The sequence below is a fragment of the Phycisphaerae bacterium genome (assembly GCA_035384605.1).
Taxonomy (GTDB): domain Bacteria; phylum Planctomycetota; class Phycisphaerae; order UBA1845; family PWPN01; genus JAUCQB01.
The window spans coordinates 1-17,726 of record DAOOIV010000064.1 but is presented as its reverse complement, the minus strand read 5'-3'; the positions used below and the strand labels follow the sequence as shown (position 1 = coordinate 17,726).

13 protein-coding genes are annotated in these 17,726 nt (G+C 61.9%); 3 read left to right on the top strand and 10 right to left on the bottom strand.

What is annotated here, in order from left to right:
- Positions 1–398: 398 nt before the first annotated feature.
- From PLL20_14070 to PLL20_14045, 6 genes are all read right to left on the bottom strand, one after another.
- Positions 399–1,019, bottom strand: coding sequence for a protein-L-isoaspartate(D-aspartate) O-methyltransferase (locus PLL20_14070; GenBank protein HPD31117.1), 621 nt, complete (start codon positions 1,017–1,019; stop codon positions 399–401).
- A 243-nt stretch (positions 1,020–1,262) separates the two neighbouring features.
- Positions 1,263–1,742 carry a YbhB/YbcL family Raf kinase inhibitor-like protein gene (locus tag PLL20_14065; GenBank protein HPD31116.1) on the bottom strand — a complete coding sequence of 160 codons (480 nt, stop codon included), beginning with the start codon at positions 1,740–1,742 and terminating at the stop codon, positions 1,263–1,265.
- Positions 1,743–2,226: 484 nt separating this feature from the next.
- Positions 2,227–2,979, bottom strand: a complete 753-nt coding sequence (locus PLL20_14060) for an HAD family hydrolase (protein HPD31115.1) — start codon at positions 2,977–2,979, stop codon at positions 2,227–2,229.
- A gap of 3 nt (positions 2,980–2,982) precedes the next feature.
- Positions 2,983–4,938 carry a hypothetical protein gene (locus PLL20_14055; protein HPD31114.1) on the bottom strand — a complete coding sequence of 652 codons (1,956 nt, stop codon included), beginning with the start codon at positions 4,936–4,938 and terminating at the stop codon, positions 2,983–2,985.
- Positions 4,939–5,220: 282 nt separating this feature from the next.
- Positions 5,221–6,519 carry a Gfo/Idh/MocA family oxidoreductase gene (locus PLL20_14050; protein ID HPD31113.1) on the bottom strand — a complete coding sequence of 433 codons (1,299 nt, stop codon included), beginning with the start codon at positions 6,517–6,519 and terminating at the stop codon, positions 5,221–5,223.
- Positions 6,520–6,663: 144 nt separating this feature from the next.
- Positions 6,664–7,596 (bottom strand): Kazal-type serine protease inhibitor domain-containing protein, encoded by a 933-nt coding sequence (locus PLL20_14045; GenBank protein HPD31112.1) that lies wholly within the window; start codon positions 7,594–7,596, stop codon positions 6,664–6,666.
- Between the two features lie 437 nt (positions 7,597–8,033).
- Between PLL20_14045 and PLL20_14040 the strand changes: the two genes are divergently transcribed.
- A complete protein-coding gene (locus PLL20_14040; GenBank protein HPD31111.1) occupies positions 8,034–10,997 on the top strand; it encodes a hypothetical protein in 2,964 nt (987 codons plus the stop codon).
- A gap of 150 nt (positions 10,998–11,147) precedes the next feature.
- Positions 11,148–12,023: a hypothetical protein gene (locus tag PLL20_14035; GenBank protein ID HPD31110.1), complete on the top strand. Its 876-nt coding sequence runs from the start codon at positions 11,148–11,150 to the stop codon at positions 12,021–12,023.
- 43 nt (positions 12,024–12,066) lie between these two features.
- Here PLL20_14035 and yidD read toward each other — a convergent pair whose 3' ends face one another.
- The 4 genes from yidD to PLL20_14015 form a co-directional block, all read right to left on the bottom strand.
- Positions 12,067–12,324, bottom strand: a complete 258-nt coding sequence (gene yidD / locus PLL20_14030) for a membrane protein insertion efficiency factor YidD (protein HPD31109.1) — start codon at positions 12,322–12,324, stop codon at positions 12,067–12,069.
- A 51-nt stretch (positions 12,325–12,375) separates the two neighbouring features.
- Positions 12,376–12,846 carry a hypothetical protein gene (locus tag PLL20_14025; GenBank protein HPD31108.1) on the bottom strand — a complete coding sequence of 157 codons (471 nt, stop codon included), beginning with the start codon at positions 12,844–12,846 and terminating at the stop codon, positions 12,376–12,378.
- Positions 12,843–14,756 (bottom strand): HEAT repeat domain-containing protein, encoded by a 1,914-nt coding sequence (locus PLL20_14020; GenBank protein HPD31107.1) that lies wholly within the window; start codon positions 14,754–14,756, stop codon positions 12,843–12,845. The genes PLL20_14025 and PLL20_14020 overlap by 4 nt, the downstream gene beginning before the upstream one ends.
- Before the next feature lie 343 nt (positions 14,757–15,099).
- The gene (locus PLL20_14015) at positions 15,100–16,527 is read right to left on the bottom strand and encodes a YhjD/YihY/BrkB family envelope integrity protein (GenBank protein ID HPD31106.1); all 1,428 of its coding nucleotides are present in this window, start codon (positions 16,525–16,527) and stop codon (positions 15,100–15,102) included.
- Between the two features lie 386 nt (positions 16,528–16,913).
- On the opposite strand from PLL20_14015, the gene PLL20_14010 reads away from it, so the two are divergent.
- A partial coding sequence (locus PLL20_14010) for a cobalamin-dependent protein (GenBank protein HPD31105.1) occupies positions 16,914–17,726 on the top strand: 813 nt, incomplete at its 3' end.

Here is a 17,726-nt window from a genome sequence, read left to right as displayed (position 1 = left end):
TTCGACCGACACGGGACACCGGTTTGCGTTTTCGTGCTTCACCAAGTAGCCGGCCCGGGCCCTTAAAAGGCGGGCAGTATAGCATAAAGCCCGCCCACTGGAAACCGCCTCGCGCTTCGTCGCCGCCGGCACCCCGCCGCCGCGCTGCCCAGCGCCCTGCGACCCTGCCGGTTCGCCATCGCCCTTACTGAAGAGGGAGCCGGCGAAGGGCCCAGCGACTGCATCTTGATGGCCACAAAGTCCACTCCCCTGGATCCTCAAACGATAGCGATTAGCCCCCCGCAGCCCACTCGATAAGCAATTAGAGACGCTAAGTGCTTGCTGCTCATGACTTTGCAGCAGACTTGACAAGCTGCGGGGTTCACGCGCTCCAGTCCGGGAAGGGCGGTCTTTAGGACTCACTCCCGCGTCATGGGCACGAACCGCACGCCGGTGATGTGTCGGGTTTTCCTCTTGCCTTCTTCCGTTTTCGTGACCACCACCAGTTCCTGAGCACCCCAAGCCGACCCTGTTGGAATGACGATCCGCCCTCCCGGCTTGAGCTGTTCCCAGAGGGGCTCGGGAATGTTCTCAGCGGCACAGGTGACGATTATCACGTCGAAAGGCGACTCCTCGGGCCAGCCCTTGTATCCGTCGCCGATTCGGCACCGAACCGAGTTGTAGCCCTGTTCGAGTAGCACCCGCTGAGCACTCTGGGCTAGCGGTCGTACAATCTCGATCGTGTAGACGTGGGGCGTCAAATGGGCCAAGACTGCCGCCTGATAGCCCGAGCCCGTGCCGATCTCGAGGACCTTCATCTCCGGCGTCAATTGCAGAGCCTCGGTCATCAGGGCAACGATATAGGGCTGCGAGATCGTCTGACCGTGCCCGATGGGTAGCGGCGAATCGCCGTAAGCCCTGCTCTGGTAATCATTTGGGACGAAGACGTGGCGGGGCACATTACGCATGGCCTGCAAGACCTTGGCGTCTTTGACCGGCTTGCGTCCGTCACGTGGCCGCGCGATCTGTGTGTCGACCATGCGGTTTCGCTCTTCGATTCGATCGCGGGCCCCCGGCGGTTCCGGTGGGCGAAACGGCCCAGCCGGCTGCGATGTTACCAGCGGCTCGCTCGCAGGAGCAGATGCGCTCGCCGCCAGGCGGACCGCTTCGTCGATGGGGTCGGGTTGTGATCCGCAGCCGGACGGGAACATGAGCATGACAACAACCAGTAGCCCGGCGGCCGACGCAACCTTACATGGTCGGTTCGCGCGCGGGATCATCGTTCACCTCTGGTAAGTTCCAACAAGTTCGCCTTCGGCCAGCACATGGCCTGACATCGCCTTGAGCAAGGCCTCTTTGGATAGACCGGGCTCGACACCAAGCGGCGCATTCAGAGCATAAAGCTTGAAAAAGTACCGATGACGACCATGGCCCCTTGGCGGCGCCGGACCGCCGTAGCCTACCTTGCCCCAGGAGTTTTTGCCCTGCATCAGACCCGGCGGCTCCGATACCCGCTGCGAAGGTGCGATCCCTTCCGGCAGGCCGGTCGTATCAGGTGGGATGGCATACAGAACCCAATGCACCCACGGCGTCGGAGTCGGAGCGTCCGGATCGTCCACGATCAGGGCGAGCTCTTTTGTTCCATCCGGTGCGCCCGACCAAGAAAGCGGAGGCGACTTGTCCTCGCCGTCGCCGGTGTATTTCCGCGGAATAGCCTCGTTGGGTCCGAAGGCCGAGCTTTTCAGGATCATTTTGGCCGACATGGTGGCCTCCTCCTCTGGCTGGGACGCCGGTGGGGTGCCGGCCGGCGGGGTCGAATCGCAGGCCGGAAGAACCGCGATCAACAAGAACCGCAGAATCGCGAGAAGCCGTGAGTAGCGTCGTATCCGACACATCGCCGCACCTCGCTTTCAATCCAAGACTGGCAGACGCCGTATTATATCACGGCCGTCTCGCAAATGGACAGCCAACTGGATCACCCTGATCTATAGGTCTGCGGACCTGCCGGCCCACGTCATGCGTGAAACAAAGGCGTTTGTCTACGATCTCGCAGGCCGCCAAACCGGCACCTACATCGTCCCGAGTCTGCACCCCTGTGGCCCTCTGGATCTCTGGAGTGAGAATCGGACGTTCGAGTGCCGGCCCGTTTGATTCTTACGGCGCAACATGCGCGAATCAGGCACACGTTCGGGTTGCGGTTGAAGACCGCCTTCGAAAAACATGATCGCTCGCCGTTTCCGTCATTGGTCACGACGATTCTGGTTGTCCGGACCTCGGTCCGAAAACGCCCGTCAATTGGGTCAGGTGCTGAATCGTCAGGTCGGGCTGGTGGTCACCGGGCTTGACCTCAAAGCTGTCGATGGGTTCATACTGGCGGGTCCAGATCATTTGCAGGCCGAGCCGCTTGGCTCCTTGGACGTCGGCGAGCCAGTTGTCGCCGACGTGAACCGCGTCGGAAGGCGACAGACTGAGCTGTTCGAGACAGACCTCGAACGGCCGGGGATGCGGTTTTACGAAGCCGACCTCTCCTGATATCACGACCGACTCGAAGAATCGTGCAAGGCCCGTGCGCCGAAGGCTTGCGCGGATCGCCTCTGCGTCGGGGTAGTTGGAGACCAGCGCCAGCCGATAGCGTTTTGCAAGATCGGTCAGTACTGCAGCCGCATACGAGGGTGCTTCGATGGCCGCCACCACGGCCTCATGGCGGGCCTGCAGCAAAACGGCAATCTGTTCCGGAGTCGGGTCGCGACGGAACAACCGACGAACAAGGGCGGTCACGATTTCGGTCAGATCATTTTCCCGGTAGCCGTTGTTGTACGGGGCGAGCCGGTCGGCGTCGCGAAGCTCTCGTAGCCTGTTGCGATCCACCGGCCCGAGGTGCCTCTCTATCGCCGCGCGCAGGGCGTTATCGCACGCGTCCATCTGCGGCCGTGCGAACGGAATGATCGTGTTGCCGTAGTCGAACAGTATGGCCCTGATCCGGTTTGCTTCCAGCGGCATTCGTCAGTCTTCCTTCCTCTCAACATGTGCCGGGGTTGCGGCGGCATCGGGCGGCCAAGTGACACACACAGGCCGGCCCTGGTCGAGTCGGACCCCGTTGTTGAGGCATGTGAAATCTACCATCTGGACCGCGCCGAACAAAGACGGCTTGACACCCCAGGCGATCGGCGGGCGGCCTTCGCGGCCGGCGGCATAGTTTTCCGAGAACTCGCCCGCCCGAATCTGGTCCCGGAGAGCGGCATTGATGAACTCGCGGGCTTGCTTGTGCACGCCGTGTTCGATCAGGCCATAGGCGATGAAACTCTCTGTGCCGTATTTCGTCGAGCTCATCCCGCAGAAGTCGCGGTCCGGCCTGTGCCGCTGAAGATAAAGCCGCTTCAGCTCGTCTGCCAGGTCGAGCGGCAGGTCGCGGATGTGCAGGCCGGTAAGGACCCAGTTGAGGTTTCCCGGCTCATGTCTTTTGGACTCGGTGAAGAAGTACTCGGCAGGAGGACGCTCGTCGGTGAAGAAGAACCACTCGCGGTAGTTCTTCAGGATAACCTCGCGCCGCTGCTGCCACATGGCGACGTCCGCGTTCTCACCGATCTCGCGGGCGATTCGCACGGCGAAATCGATGTCCACCAGAAGCTGATCGACGAACGAGGAATCCTTCTCGTCGGGGTTGTCGTGGTCGAGGTAGATCCATCGCGGGTTCTGTTCTCGCCAGAGCAGGTATCGTCGAATCGCCGGGTACACGGCTCGCAGCCGGGTCAGCTCGCCGGTCAGACTGTAGAGGATCCATGCGGTCTGGGCCTTTCGCGAGGGCAGGCACTCGCCGTCGAGCCGGCCGGTCTCATCAACCTGGGCCATGATTCCCTCGAACGCTGCCCACGCGGTGTCGGGCATGACATACGCGAGCATCTGCTGGCCGAAGAAGCTTTCCCATGCGGCCGATGCCGGAGCCTTGGATGCCCCGAAATTCCAGAGCGACGGCTTGCCGCAGGGAGTTTGCGGATAGGGGTAGTCGTTCTCGGGCATGGCCGGCAAAACGTTTGAAATCACGAACGCCCACGCGCCGTAGTAGAAGCGCCGATGGATCTCGGGACTTACGCCTTTGGGATCCACGGCGACAATCCCGAATTGCTCCGGGGCCGGCACGCGTCTCAAGTACTCGCTCCACTGTGCCTTCCGGTCCTGCAACCGCTTGGCCAGACCGGGGCCGGACAACACTCCGGCGGCCCGACAAACTGCAGTGTCCGCGCCTTCGGCCCGCGTGGCAAAACCGATGGACACGAAATAGCAGGACGCCTCGCTGCTGTTGAGCGGTCGGGAACTGGACGCCTGCCGACCTTCGCCGGAGGCTGTCTCCAAGAACCATCCATCTCCGCAGACTTGCGGTCGGGCATCGAGTCTTGCCGGCGTCAGCTCCGGTCCCTCGACTTTTCCCACCATCAAGGCGTGGAAGAAGTCCTCGTATTCGGCGAGCAGCACTCCGGAGTCCGGCTGCAAGCGGCCATGTACCGCGCCTTGAAGTCTCAAGGTGCTGGGCGATTCGCCGGACAAGACCTCAAGAACGCGAACTATGGTGTTTTCGTCCGCCAGGAAGTCGTAGCCGGATATCTTGATCTCCGCGTTCTCCCAGCTCGCCTGAAATGACAGCTTGTACGGGTACCAGGTGTGACGGCAATGCCCGGCAGGACCGCGATCGGTCGTCCCGATACCCACTGTCACAAGATCAACCAGCCGGTGGGGTTTTCGGCCGGCGTAATACGCCGCATGCAAGGGCAGATCGGGTCGCTGCGGCAGGGGTGAAAAGTCATCGGAGGCCGCCGGATTCAAGACCAGCCGGCTCCGAGGCAGGCTCAGCCATCTCCATTGGTCCGGGGCATTATTGGCGATGGAATCGCAATCGAAATCAGGAAGGCCGGTCAGACGAACCAGACCTGTTCTTTCAGGCAAAGCAGGTTTCTCGGCAGACATGACAGCACCATTCAATGCGGGCAAGACCACCCAGAGGACAGCGTGAGACACCTGCCGCCGGGCCGGCTCCCTGCGTCTTCTTCGAGCAACTCTGACCATCACACGATTCCGAATATAGTCCGGTCCGGGCAAGGTTTTCTTGCAGGTTCCTCACCGGATACCTGCACCGGCAATCCAACAACTGAGCAGCCTGAGCGGACCGCCTTTTTGCGGGCCGCAACCCAAGCGCTCTGCGATCCAGAAACATGCGCGCAAGCCACACAGATATCTGGCCGTAGGGTTCTAAAGGACGATCTTCTCCACCGTGGAGTCGAATCTTGCCACCTTGCCCTCGCGCAGCGAAAGAATGCCCATCTGTATCGGCGTTTGCGTGTAGTAGGCGAGATCCACGGGGTATTCGGGCTTTTCGCGCGTCCGGCAGCAGTCGAGCAGGTTCTTGACGTGCCGCACGTGGTCAAACGGCCGTTCGATTCTGACCCGCTTGCCCTCCTTCTTGGTGCCCTGGACGGGGGTCAGCACGATTTCCTCGTTTTCAAAGGTCAGCGTGGCCTCCCAGCCGCGGATGATCGGGCTGGATGCTGGTGGGCGGGGCCTGGCTCCGGGGTAGTCATTGGCTTGCGTGCCGACCATTGATACGGAGATCCTCTCCGGATACTCGGCCAGAATGTTGCAGGTGTCGGGTACCTCGCGTTCCTCATACCGCAGCTTGCCGCCCGTGCCGACCACCAGGCTGGGCATCTTTACACCAAGCATGTAAATCACCTGGCTGAGGCAGTGCGGATAGAGGTCGGTGGCCGGTCCTCCCGCGTAGTCCCAATACATCCGCCAGCGGAAAAAGCGGCTGACGTCAAACTCTCGCTTCGGCGAGTCGCCCAGGAACGCCTCCCAGTCCAGGTCCGGGCCGGGTTCGGCGTCGGGGTCGTCGATGGGCATTCCCCGCTCGCCCCAGTCACCCACGCGGAAGAATCCTACCTCGGCATGGACCGGCTGACCGATCTGTCCTTCCTTGATCATCCGGCGGGCCTGCGACCAGGCCGAATCGGACATGTACTGCGAGCCGAGCTGAAAAACACGGTCGGACTTGCTGACCTCGTGGAACAACCGCTTGGTCAGCTCGAATTGCCGCCAGTGGGTGATGGGTTTCTCGCAGTAGATGTCCTTGCCGGCCCGGATGGCGTCAATGATCTGATAGCCGTGAATGTGGTCAGGCGTGGCGATGCCGACGACATCGATGGATGAGTCTGCGAGCAGTTCCTTATGATTCGAGTACGCCTTGGCCTTGTAACGCTCGGCGGTCTTATCGAGTCGCGGCCGATAGATGTCGCACACGGCCACAATCTCGACGTTGACGCCCTGGTCCTTCAGGATCTTGACCATCGACAGCAGGGCGTTGCCCTCGCCGCCGCAGCCGATCATGGCGAAGTTGATTCGATCGTTGGCCCCCAGCACGCGGCCTCGTGCCGGCTGGGCGGTCGAGCCGGTGCCGATGGTCCATGCGGCCGCGACCGTCCCGGCGTTGCGAATGAAGGTGCGACGAGTTGTGCGATTCGAGAATGACGATTCGGACCGGTCTGCGGTCATCGGTAGTCCTCCTACTGGGCGCAAGAGCTCAGCTTTGGCGGTTGCCGTTGCACGGGAGCAATGCCCCGAAACCGGATTGTAGCCGATGATCGATGGGCCGTCATGGGGGCATGGGCATGAACTTATTCGGCTGAGCCGGCAACGTCACGGCTGGTCGATACAGTCGGAATCAGCAAGCGTATTGGGGCCGCCAAGGCAGGCCAGGAAGGTCAGGATGTCGCCGCCGTCCACGTCCTCATCCGCATCCATTCTCATCGGTTGGCAGTACGGGTCCGTCTGGGTCACGTCTTTTCCGCTGATGCAGCGCTGGAGAAAACCGAAATCCGTCTGGTCGACGTCGCCATCGCCGTCGTAGTCGGAGATCGCGGGCATGCAAGGGCCAAGGTACTGGACGGTCACGCCTGCGATCGCGGCTTCGCAGAAGTTTTCGTAAGTGACGTTGTCGCACCCGCAGACCGGTTCGATCAAAGGTTCGCAGGCCGCGGGGAAAGGCTCGCATACACCTGCGCCGTCGCAGTCTCCGACGGGCTTATCGCAGTAACTGCCGGCCGGACAATCCGCATCGTCGATACATGATGAGCAGGGATCGTCAAAAGCGACGTTGACGCCGTAAAGAGCGGCGCAACTGACGTTGGAGTAAGTCACACCATCACAGCCGCAAACCGGGTCCCAATAGGTCCCGCAGCCGTCTGGAATCTCGGCGCAATATCCGAAGCCTGCGCAATCACTGGGCTCTTTTCTACAGTATGTACCTGCCCTGCAGGTCGAGTTGTCCTGGCAGATGGCTCCACATTCGCCGGGGTAGGCAACATTCACTCCCCACATCGCCGCAAAACAGGAGTTTGAGTACGTGCGGCCATCGCAGCCGCACACGGGGTCGACCCACAAGGCGCAGTAATCCGGCTTGCGCTGACATGTTCCCAGACCCCAGCAATCGCCATCGCCCTTCTCGCAGAAGTAGCCGTATGGACACTGGTAGTTTTCAGAACAAAGGGATTGTCCGCCCACGGGCGAAACGAAGACGGCGATTGCAGACGATGCCATGAAGCCGATTGTGAAGGTTGTTTGCCTGATCATCTGACGGCTCCTGGTCTGAGAGGACGGATGAGACGCAGCCGCATGAAAGATGGTTGAACTCGTATCAACACTTTATAGCAGGGCGCTCTCGCTGGCAAGATCCTGCGTTCCCAAGCTTTCCCACGACCGCGTCGACGCGCTTCGCAAGGCCCTTGTTGACAAGGCAGTGGAGCTGTGCCCGCTGGGTCGCTTTGCCGTCCCGATCCTCACCCAAACGCCGATTGGCCCAGCCACACCGCAAGACTGTCGGTTATGCATCAATGAGCTTAAGAGGTAGACTGTCCCGCGAGGGCGACAGAGGTCATCGGACTCAGGCAGGGTCTCCCTGTAGATGGGAAGAAACCGGTCTCCGCGCGGCCCGGAGTGCGACTATCGTGAGGCCCGCAGGATGCAAAGATCCGGGACCGGCCTTAATGCACAAGACACAGGAGTGACGCGTGAGAAAGACGACATTGCCAGTGCTGCTGATGGGCGGGGTTCTCTCGGCGGGCGGTGCCGCCCTGCCGGCGCAAACAAGCGTTCCCGAGAACGTGTACAAGGGCGAGATGGTTGCTTTTCCCGGCCCTTGGGCGTTTCAGATCCACCGGTCGTCGATCATTCTGGTCACCGATGAGGAGTTGGAGGCTCTGGCCGATCCGGACAGGGCGATCAACCTCAGCCTCGGCCGGACTCCGCTGGAGCGAAGCCTGCGACAGGTGTGCGAAGCGGCTCGGGCGGCGGGACAACGCACGCTGATCATTGCCTTTGACCATTTCTTCGCCCAGTACCGCCCCGGCCAGGGCGATAAGCCGCGCCGACTGACGCCCGACATGCCCGAGTATATCGAACGCATCGCGGCCATCAGCAAGTTTGCGGCCACATACGGGCTGGGACTCGAACTCAGCCTGCTCAGCCCGCTGGAGGTCGGCCCGGCCTACGTGAAAGAGACCGGCGAATCAGGCCTGTGGATGCACTATCGCAAAGGCCTGCGAGATCCGGTCAGCGGCGACTACAGCGTACAACTCTGGCGCCAGCGCAAGTGGGCCAACAACAAGGGGCCGATCGACGTTGCGGACGCCGGCGTGCGAGTGTTCGCCTTTCGCGAGCACGTCATACACGGCACGCCTTACCGCCACGTCGATTCGAAGGACATTGTGGAGATCTCGCAGACCGCCCAGGTTGACATCTGGAAGGACACGATCAGCAAGCCGGGTGGTGCGGTTCGCATCCGCGTTCACGGGCGGGGTGGGCCGCCTGCGGCTGCCGGGCTCGATCGCGTTCTCGTCGTCCAACAGTACAGCACGCCGGAGATGGACTACTTCAGCGATAAGGCCCTGCCATACCTCAACAAACTGACCGATCGCTACCTCGACGCGGGCGTGAAACTCAACGGGCTCTACGCCGACGAGATGCACATCCAGCAGGATTGGGGCTACCACACCCACCACGACAATGGAGAGTTCGCGGTGCGCTACGTCAGCCCCGCGTTTGCGAGTCGATTCGCGGCCGCATACGGCCGGGAATACCACGACTTCGCCAAATACATGATCTACTTCACCTACGGCCAGGAAGACACGGCCAGCGACATGACCGCCAAGGATCACGTCATGCACGTGATGGCACCAACGCCGGAGGGAATACGCGCCACCGCATTGATGCGGGCCCGATACTACAGGATGCTGCAGGACGGCGTGGTCGACCTGTTCACCGCCGCCAAGCGACACCTCGAAAACCATGTCGGATACAAGCTTGAGGCCCGTGCCCACGCGACCTGGGCCGAGAGCCCGACGTGCGACCGCTGGCGGGCCAGCCATGGTTACGAGTATACCGCCGACTACGTCGGCTCGACCATGTCACACCAGGCCGCGTCCGCCTGCTACGACTACTTCAAGTGGGGCGACTTCCTCACCGGCAACGGGAATGACCACGCCGAGGGCGGCTTCCTCGACCGCAACTACTTTGCCCTGGCGCTGGCCTGCTCGACGGGCATCCTCAACGACGTACCGAATTCATATGCCGCCCACTGGGGCATGCCCGCTGAGATCGCCCAACGACGGCATGCGTTGGCCGATGCGTATGGCGACGCCACCCGTCCATGGTTCGGCATGGTGCAGAACATGGAGCACCGCGACGTCGACGTGCTCATGCTCTACCCGATCAATCTGGTGGCGGCCGAGGAGCGGTTCGGCAACTGGATGACGCAGTACGGCTACGCCAACTATGTCACGCCGGCCAAACTGCTGGAACGCGGCAGCGTCGCCAACGGCGCGATCGAGATGGCCGGAAGACGGTTCACCACTCTGGTAACGCTTTTCGAGCCGTTCCCACCGGTCAAGCTACTGGAGATGATGCGGCAACTGGCCGAGGGGGGCGGCCGAGTGATCTGGTCCGGCCCGCCGCCAGTGCTGGCCGAGGACGGCTCGACGATCTTGCCCACATGGAAGGATCTGTTCGGCGTCGAGTACCCGCCGACGCACAGCGAAGGCCTCATGGTGCCCGGAAAACAAGTCGTTTTTGAGGGCAAGCTGGCCGGCATTGCCCCGATGACCGTTCTGACCGAGATGCTGCCGGATCGGGTATACTCGATCGCACCTCGCCCGGCCGCGCAACCGGTTGCCCGCGTCAAGAATTGGGTGGTCGGCTCGCACAGGGCGCTCGACAACGGCGGCAGTGTGACGTTTCTGGGTTTCCGCCCGCGCGACGACCAGGCCGCCAGTCTCGGCTACGAGATGCGATACTGGTTCGACATTCTCAGCGCGCTCGGAGCCTACCCGTCAAGCGGCAAGTTCTCGGGTGTCAACGACAACACCGAACACCTCTCGCGAACAAACCCCTACCTGTTCTGCCGGTTCCCAAATGGGACGGTGAGCGTTGCGCCGCACCTTTCACGGCTTGAGGAAAGCTGGCCGGGAGGCTTTGCCCGCAATCGCGAGGAGGATGAGAAGATTCTCAAGAACCTGACCCTGCCGTCCGAGCACATCTCGCTCAAAGACGTCAAGGTCAACGGTCAGACGGTGAGCTTCGAGGGCGAGCAGTGCCTCGCGTTTCGCGCCGACGCCGACGGCCGGCTGATCGCCTTCTGCGGCCTCGGATGCAACCAGATCACCGTCAACGGCAAGACGACCGTATTCGCCGATGTGCCCATGCCGCTGGTAGCCTGGGCACCGATCGAGCCGAACTGCCGGACTGAGGCCAACGCGGTCCTGCGAGTGCGAGTGCATGGGGCGGGCACCGTTCGCGTTCCGGCCGGCCGCCTGCCGCCCGAGGCGCAAGTCTTCGCCGAAGGCCCGACCCCCGGAAGCCGAGGCCCAGTTGTCGAAAGCAAGGTGGAAAACGAGACGCTGATCCTCACACTGAAACCGGCGGAAACCAATCGTTGGCTGTACGTCGTGGGTGGGGCGGCCAGCAAGCCGGGCAGGTGATTGCCCACCTGACCCGACGATGATGCCCTGTCTGTCCGGTGTTGCAGGTGGAACGGTGAAGCCGACTGACTGTGGAAAGGTCGCCGAGACGTGACAGAATCGGACCCGAAGCCCGTGCAATCCAACCCGAAGCCGCCGGGTGGTCCAGGTATGCCGCGGCCGGCGGTGGACCCGGCCACCGACCGCATAGCTTGCGACCTGCCGTGCGTCGGCTGCGAGTACAATCTCCGCACCCTGCGTGCCGATGGCCGCTGCCCCGAATGCGGAAAGGAAGTCGCGGCTTCGATTCGCGAGTCGGATCCCAATGCCATCCATCTTTATTGGATAACCGAACTCAAAGGCGGCCTTGATGTTCTCTACCTGGGTATATCATTCCTATCGGTTGCAGTGATCACAATTCTCATACCCTTGATGACCGGCGGTTCTGGTTTCGGGCTGCTGACGGCCGTGTTCATGCCCTGTCTGCTCCTCGGCCTTTTCATGCTGGCGATCGGGACGTTCGTTGTGATCGGGGCAAGGCCGCCCTCCTGGGTCGGTCAGGGCCTGTCGAGGACGAGAGTTGTCTTCTTCGTGGGCATTCTTGGCACCGTGATGCTGATCATCTGCGCGATCATGCTCGCCCCGCTTTGGTGGCTCTCTGCATCCGTGGCCATGCTGGCTGTCGCATGCGCGGGGAGCATACCGATATCCTTCAGCTACTACTGCTGCCAGCTCGCCTTCCGATACCCGACGGACCGGCTTCGGAAGACGGCCACGGTCGGAGTCTGGGCAACCGCCCTGTGCATGAGCACGCTCGTTATTCAATTGTTCATGCTCATCCTGGAAGAAGCCTGGGATATCAGCATCGTCATCTGCCCGGGATCGACGCTGTTCGTTATGGCGACCATCCTATTCTTGGGCGAACTACCGCTGTACATCGCGTTTTTCCACAAGTTGCGTGAGGCGATCACCGAAGAATTGAATCGCTTCTCGTCGGCCCCTCTTGCTGACGGCGGTGGTCTACCCACCGATTCAACAGGGGGCTAAACGCGCGCCGTCTCCGGATCGGCATGATCGTCAGTGACCCGGTTCATGGCCGGTTCCGCCTCGGCACCGGGTCGATGCCGCCCATGGTAAACGGCCGGCAACGAAGGAGACGCTTGATGCCCAGCCACGAGCCGCGAATCGGTCCCCACTCGTGCACCGCCTCGATGAAGTAGTCGCTGCACGACGGCACGAACTTGCACGAGCCGATCAGCAGCGGGCGCAAGGCCACCTGGTAGAAGCGAACGCAGCTCTCGATGGCGAAGGCCACGGCATGCGACAGGATGGTCACGACCACTCGCATGAAAAGTATTGTACACGTGAGGAACGCCGGGCCGAAGATCGCAGGACCTGATTATCCGTTCTTTTCCCCGAAGATCCGCCGGCGGATCGCGGCAAAGCTCGCCGCCTTGCCGGCACGGGCGAAAAACAGGCCGCTGCCCGCGCAGTAGCGGTCGACCGCCCCGTCGTACAGGCGTGACGAAATCAGCAACGCCGTCGGGTGTTCAAGTCCGCTGTTCCTGGCCAGTCGCCACAGCAACCATCGCTCGATCACCGTCAATCCCATCTTTGACAGCACGCGTCTGAAAAGGGCCATCGGCTGGGTCGGCGCCGGTTGTTGGCGACGCTTCTGCCACCGGTACGACATGCCGATGACCAAGAGCACCAAACCCATCGCGAGCGCCGCGGTAAACAAGCCGCGAATCAGTTCCGGTTCGCCGAAGAGGAACCGGTGTTGCACCGATTCATACCAGCTTCCCTCGGCAAGCGGCAGCCCGGCCTTGGCAAGCAAGTCGAAAACGGATCTGCCGGCACTCATACTCATTGCGCTGCTCCCACCGGCAGTTGTCCGGTGATCTGCCCGGTCAGCTTCCTGGCTCGGCTGCGCACCAGGTTGTCCTGATCGGCTTGCGCCAGCTTCATAACCCGCGAGGCCAGGATGAACAGTCCCATGTTCTCAATGAGCCACAGGGCGCTGATCCGCTGTGCCCGGTTTGGATCATCCAGCATCCTCAGGAGGGTAATGGCCGCCTCCCGCACGCCGAGCTTGAGCAGGGCCTTGACCGCGTTGGCCCGAACGCGATTGTCGGGCGAGGCCAGCTTGGGCAGGAGATCCTCGGTGATCTGCTCGCCGCCTTTGTGCTCGATCGCTTCCACGGCGTTGGCCTGAACGCGCGCGTCGCTGTCCTGTAGCGCCGTCCTGAGGAGATGCTGACTCACCGGACCGGGCAGTCTACCCAGTGCGGAAACCGCCGCGCTGCGAACCTCAGGGTTCGGGTCATGGCTCAAACGGTAAATCTGCTGGACGAATTTCTCTCCAAGACCAAGGAGGGTGGCTATTCTGAGGGCCTTGAGACGGTCGCTCGGCTCGGCAGCGTTCATCTGCCTGGCCAGCAGACGCACGGCCGAGGCGTCTCCATCGAACACCCGCAGGCCGATCTCCCGACGCTGCGGGTCGGGCTCCGTGTCGTAAATGTCCCAGTACTTCTCGAACGTCAGATCCGAGCCGGGTCGTCCCCAGACCTGGCCGGACGGAGCCGCCGCGGCCTTCGGAGGTTCCAGCAAGTCGGATGGAGGATACTCGAGGGGGAATCGGTGAGCCAGTTCAAACCGGGCCACAGCGGCGGTCCGCTCGTCATTGTCCCGTGAGATCGCCTTCAGCAGGGAGATCACTCGCTCGCCTGCACACGGCAACATGCTCTTAACCGTGGACCGACGCATCTGCTCGTCGCCGCGACGGTAAAGGTTCTTCAGGAAATCCAGCTTCACCTGCTCAGGCAGTCCGGTCGCCATGATCCACCTCGGCAGGTGGCGCATCAGGGCCGGCGGCAGTTGCATCAGTTCCACCGCCTTGCGCTTCAAGACGGCCAGCTCCTTAATGCTCGCCATGGCCCGGTGGATCTTGGGCTCACCCAGACGCCACGACTGCCGTATCCACTCCTCGATGAACGCCATGTCCGTGCAAAGGCCGAGGACCTTGGACAACGGCGCCCGAAACGTGCTGTAGTGCAGACCGGTGATACAGAACGGCACCAGCCGCGGGCTCTTCACGCCCACGATGACGCTGATCGCCGCATGGGCCGCCCGGCTGCCGGGGACGCCGACGATCGACCAGAACTTCTGATCCAGTTCATCGACAAACCACATCGCTGTCTCGATGACCTTGGGTTGCAGGTGGATGTTGTAACTGGCCAGGCTGCCCTCGATTGCACCAATGACCTGACGACGGTCTTCCATGTAGTCTTCCAGGTCAACGTTCAGACCGCGAGCGCGCGCCGGATCAAGCTTGTCGTGGTGCAGATCGGGGATCGGCGAGGTCTTGAGCAACTGGTCGGCCAGGGCGTACAAGGTGTCCGCCGCAGCCTCGCGAACCCGGGCAACTCGATCGTGCATTGCGGTGTCGACCAGGTATGCCGCCCGGTAGGCGTATCCGCGACTGATGATCTCGAGGACATTCAGCCGAACCTGGTCGTCCTTGGATTGGGCCGCCAGGCGCAAGGCCGGAAACAGCTCATCCACGTGCTCGACGATCGTTCGGCAGATCGGCTCGTCCAACTCGTGAAAGAGTTCAATGAGGCCACACAGCCCGGCTTTCTGCTTGCGAAGCAGCAACAGGTCGACGATGGCCTGGGCGGTCGCCGCGCCGACTTCGCGCAGTGCGGTCAGCAGAGCATAATCCGCGGCAGGCCCGCTCTCGTTCTTCAGGATTTCCAGGATGTTAGGCCGTTCGCCCATCGCGCGCAATGCTCCCGCTGCCTTTATCGGTTCGTAAGTGGCGGCCAATGAGGTTGACAGACCGTCCGATAGCACGGGCAGCCGATAAGATCGGCCAGCCAAAACAGGAAACCACCCACGGACAGCTTCCAGCATAAAGTCCTGAATCATGCGGCCGCAAAACTCCGCAGGATTTCCGGTGCGGCATCCGATGGCGGACAACCGGCCCCGAACCTCCTGCCTCGGGCTTCGAGTTGCATCACCGTATCGGGCCGCTTCCCCCATGCGACCTCGGCGGCCTACTTGCCCGTTCGTGCCGGCACGTCGGCCATGTTCCGGTCGAGTCGGTACATGCCGGACTTGTTCAGCCGGTTGCCTTGCAGGGGCCGGGCTCGGCGTGGCGACGCAGCAAGTCTTCGAGGGTAAGCCCCTCCAATGAGGCACGAGTGCGGTCCCGCAGTTCCTGCACCACCGCCGTGAGTTGCTTGTCGCATCCTTCAGGCGATGACCCGGATCCGCGAGGGTCGCCGATGCTCATGACGTCGATCACGGCGAGCCGGGTCGGTGGCTTGCAAAGCAGGTAGCCTGGTTCCGGTTCCCGGTCCACGCGGATCAGTAGACCGCCGCTATCCAACCGGTCGATCAGCCGCTGGACAGCGTCGACAGGAAGGTTGAGCACGCCCGCCATGGCGCCCGCCGTCATCGGTCCCTGACCGGCATGGTAATGTCTCGCGATGGCCAGTGCGGCCGCCAGCAGGTCGGACGGCCCGAGCACGAGATTGCCCGCACGCTCGGCCATGCGCATCACGGAAAGGTTGGCGGCAGTGTGGGCCAACTGGGCCCCAAAAAGGAAGATCCACCAGGAAAGGTTCAGCCACATCAGGAAAAGGGGAAGCAAACCAAGCACACCGTAGATGTTGCCCTTTGCGACCAGGTTCTTCACGTAGAGTGAGAAACCCCACTTGGCCACGAGCCACAGCGGAACGGCCACCGCCGCTCCGCCTAGCGCCGCTTGGAATCGGACGGTCGTGTTCGGAAGCAAGGCATACACCAGGGCAAGGACGATCACACCCACGACGATCGGTCCGCCCCAGCCCAAGGTCATGATCAGCCACGACGCGCCGGGGGCGTCGCGCACCGTCTCGATGGTTTGTCGACCGAGATAACTCGCCGCCGCCAGCACGATCGGGCCTAGGGTCATGGTCGACCAATACAACAGGACGCGCTTGGGCGTGGAACGATCACTGCGGGCGCCGAAAATGCGATTCAGTGATTCCTCCATGGTGGTCAGCAACGTCAAGGCGGTCCAGATCAGCAGAGCGCCGCCGACCGGCCCGATGCGCTGGAATGTGAGCTTGCTGCTGACGTTGTCGACGACCTCCTCGATCCGATCAGCAACATTGATGACCTCTCCTGGCGGAACTTCACCCGGAGCCGTACCCGTGGCAGGCCTGGTTTCCTGTACGGTGATAATCTGGGTGAAACCTAAAGCTTCCAGGAAACGGTGCAGGCTGGCCCGGCTGTCCTCCAGCGCGCCGACGCTCTTCATGACCAGAAGGGCCAAAGCCAGCACCGGGATCATCGCGAAAATCGTGCGAAACGACAAGGCCGAACCCATCGCCATGACGTTGTTTTCCCGCAGACGACGGACGCAAAACCGCCACAGCTCGATCTGGAAGAGTACAAATCGCGTGAAGCGTCCGAACTCCTCTCGTGGATTGGACAGGGCCTGTTCGAGCTGCTGCATCAGTTTGCGAATGCTTTTCATGACTTCGATGCGATCCGGTGGCATTGTAGACCCCAGGCCGGGCCTCCGCAATATGCCTGCGGCCTGGACTGATGGCCCCATCGCGTGCGAAGACGCCGCGCAACGGCAACTTGCCGGCCCGGATGCAGATCTGGTATGATACAGGATAATTCTGTAAGACACGCGGCTCCTGCAGAGCGCTCAATAGCATCTCCTGCCACTCTGACTTGTGGGAGTCCGCTGTGTATTCGTAATGTGTACGTCCTGTGTGCAGGTTGTTGTTCCCCGTTTTCTGAGCGGCACAATGTCCCCTCGCAATCGGGACCTGATGTCGCTGATTGTGGCTTGACGCATTGAACGGATATTCGAGATCTCGAATGTATTTGTGAACGATACGATGGGGGATCACCGGTCGTTCGGGGAGGCCTGCCATGAGAACCGTTCTCATCGCCACCTACACGCATCCCGTGGCCCTCGGAATGCGTTATGTGTCATCGTCCCTGAAATCCGCCGGCCACGAGGTCGAGATGATTTTCATGGCATCGAAGCGCGACACGGCCAAGCCGGATTTTGCCCCGCCGGTGATCGAATCACTGATCGAGCATTGTCGCGACGCGGACCTCGTGGGCATGGGACTGCTGACGAATTCCTTTTGCCGTGCCTGCTTTCTGACCGAAGCGCTGCGCAGGGCTGGGATGAAGGTTCCGATCATCTGGGGCGGCACTCACGCCACCGTGGCCCCGGACGAATGCCTTGAATACGCTGATGTCGTGTGCATCGGCGAAGGCGAGCAGGTGATGCTGCAGCTCGCCGAGCGCATGGACCGCGGCCGAGATCCGACTGATCTCGGCGGACTGGCGTTCAGGGCCGGCGGCCCGTTCGGTAACCGCGGCGAGGTGCGAAATCCGGTTGGACCGCTGATCGAGAACCTCGACGATTTGCCGTTTCCCGACTACGAACTGAAGAGTCACTGGGTGGCCGATGACGGTCGGTTGGTTCGCGCCCGGCCCGGGAATCTCCGCGGGGCGCTCGACCGCCTGCGCGTCGAAACCACCCGCGGATGTCCCTATCGCTGTACGTTCTGCAACAACACTACCTGGGCGAACATCTACCGTGGGAGGGGATCTTGGGTACGCCGCCGATCAATCGAGAACGTCCTTTGCGAGCTCGAAGAAATGTGCCGCCGTTTCCCGGGCATCAGCGCAGTCAACATCGTGGATGACCTTTTCTTTGTTCGACCGGCC

Excerpts from the sequence above, each read along its gene's own strand:
- PLL20_14070 (HPD31117.1), bottom strand. The coding sequence starts at position 1,019 with ATGGTCGACACACAGATCGCGCGGCCACGTGACGGACGCAAGCCGGTC.
- PLL20_14065 (HPD31116.1), bottom strand. The coding sequence starts at position 1,742 with ATGTCGGCCAAAATGATCCTGAAAAGCTCGGCCTTCGGACCCAACGAG.
- PLL20_14060 (HPD31115.1), bottom strand. The coding sequence starts at position 2,979 with ATGCCGCTGGAAGCAAACCGGATCAGGGCCATACTGTTCGACTACGGC.
- PLL20_14055 (HPD31114.1), bottom strand. The coding sequence starts at position 4,938 with ATGTCTGCCGAGAAACCTGCTTTGCCTGAAAGAACAGGTCTGGTTCGT.
- PLL20_14050 (HPD31113.1), bottom strand. The coding sequence starts at position 6,519 with ATGACCGCAGACCGGTCCGAATCGTCATTCTCGAATCGCACAACTCGT.
- PLL20_14045 (HPD31112.1), bottom strand. The coding sequence starts at position 7,596 with ATGATCAGGCAAACAACCTTCACAATCGGCTTCATGGCATCGTCTGCA.
- PLL20_14035 (HPD31110.1), top strand. The coding sequence starts at position 11,148 with ATGCCGCGGCCGGCGGTGGACCCGGCCACCGACCGCATAGCTTGCGAC.
- yidD (HPD31109.1), bottom strand. The coding sequence starts at position 12,324 with ATGCGAGTGGTCGTGACCATCCTGTCGCATGCCGTGGCCTTCGCCATC.
- PLL20_14025 (HPD31108.1), bottom strand. The coding sequence starts at position 12,846 with ATGAGTATGAGTGCCGGCAGATCCGTTTTCGACTTGCTTGCCAAGGCC.
- PLL20_14020 (HPD31107.1), bottom strand. The coding sequence starts at position 14,756 with ATGGGCGAACGGCCTAACATCCTGGAAATCCTGAAGAACGAGAGCGGG.
- PLL20_14015 (HPD31106.1), bottom strand. The coding sequence starts at position 16,527 with ATGCCACCGGATCGCATCGAAGTCATGAAAAGCATTCGCAAACTGATG.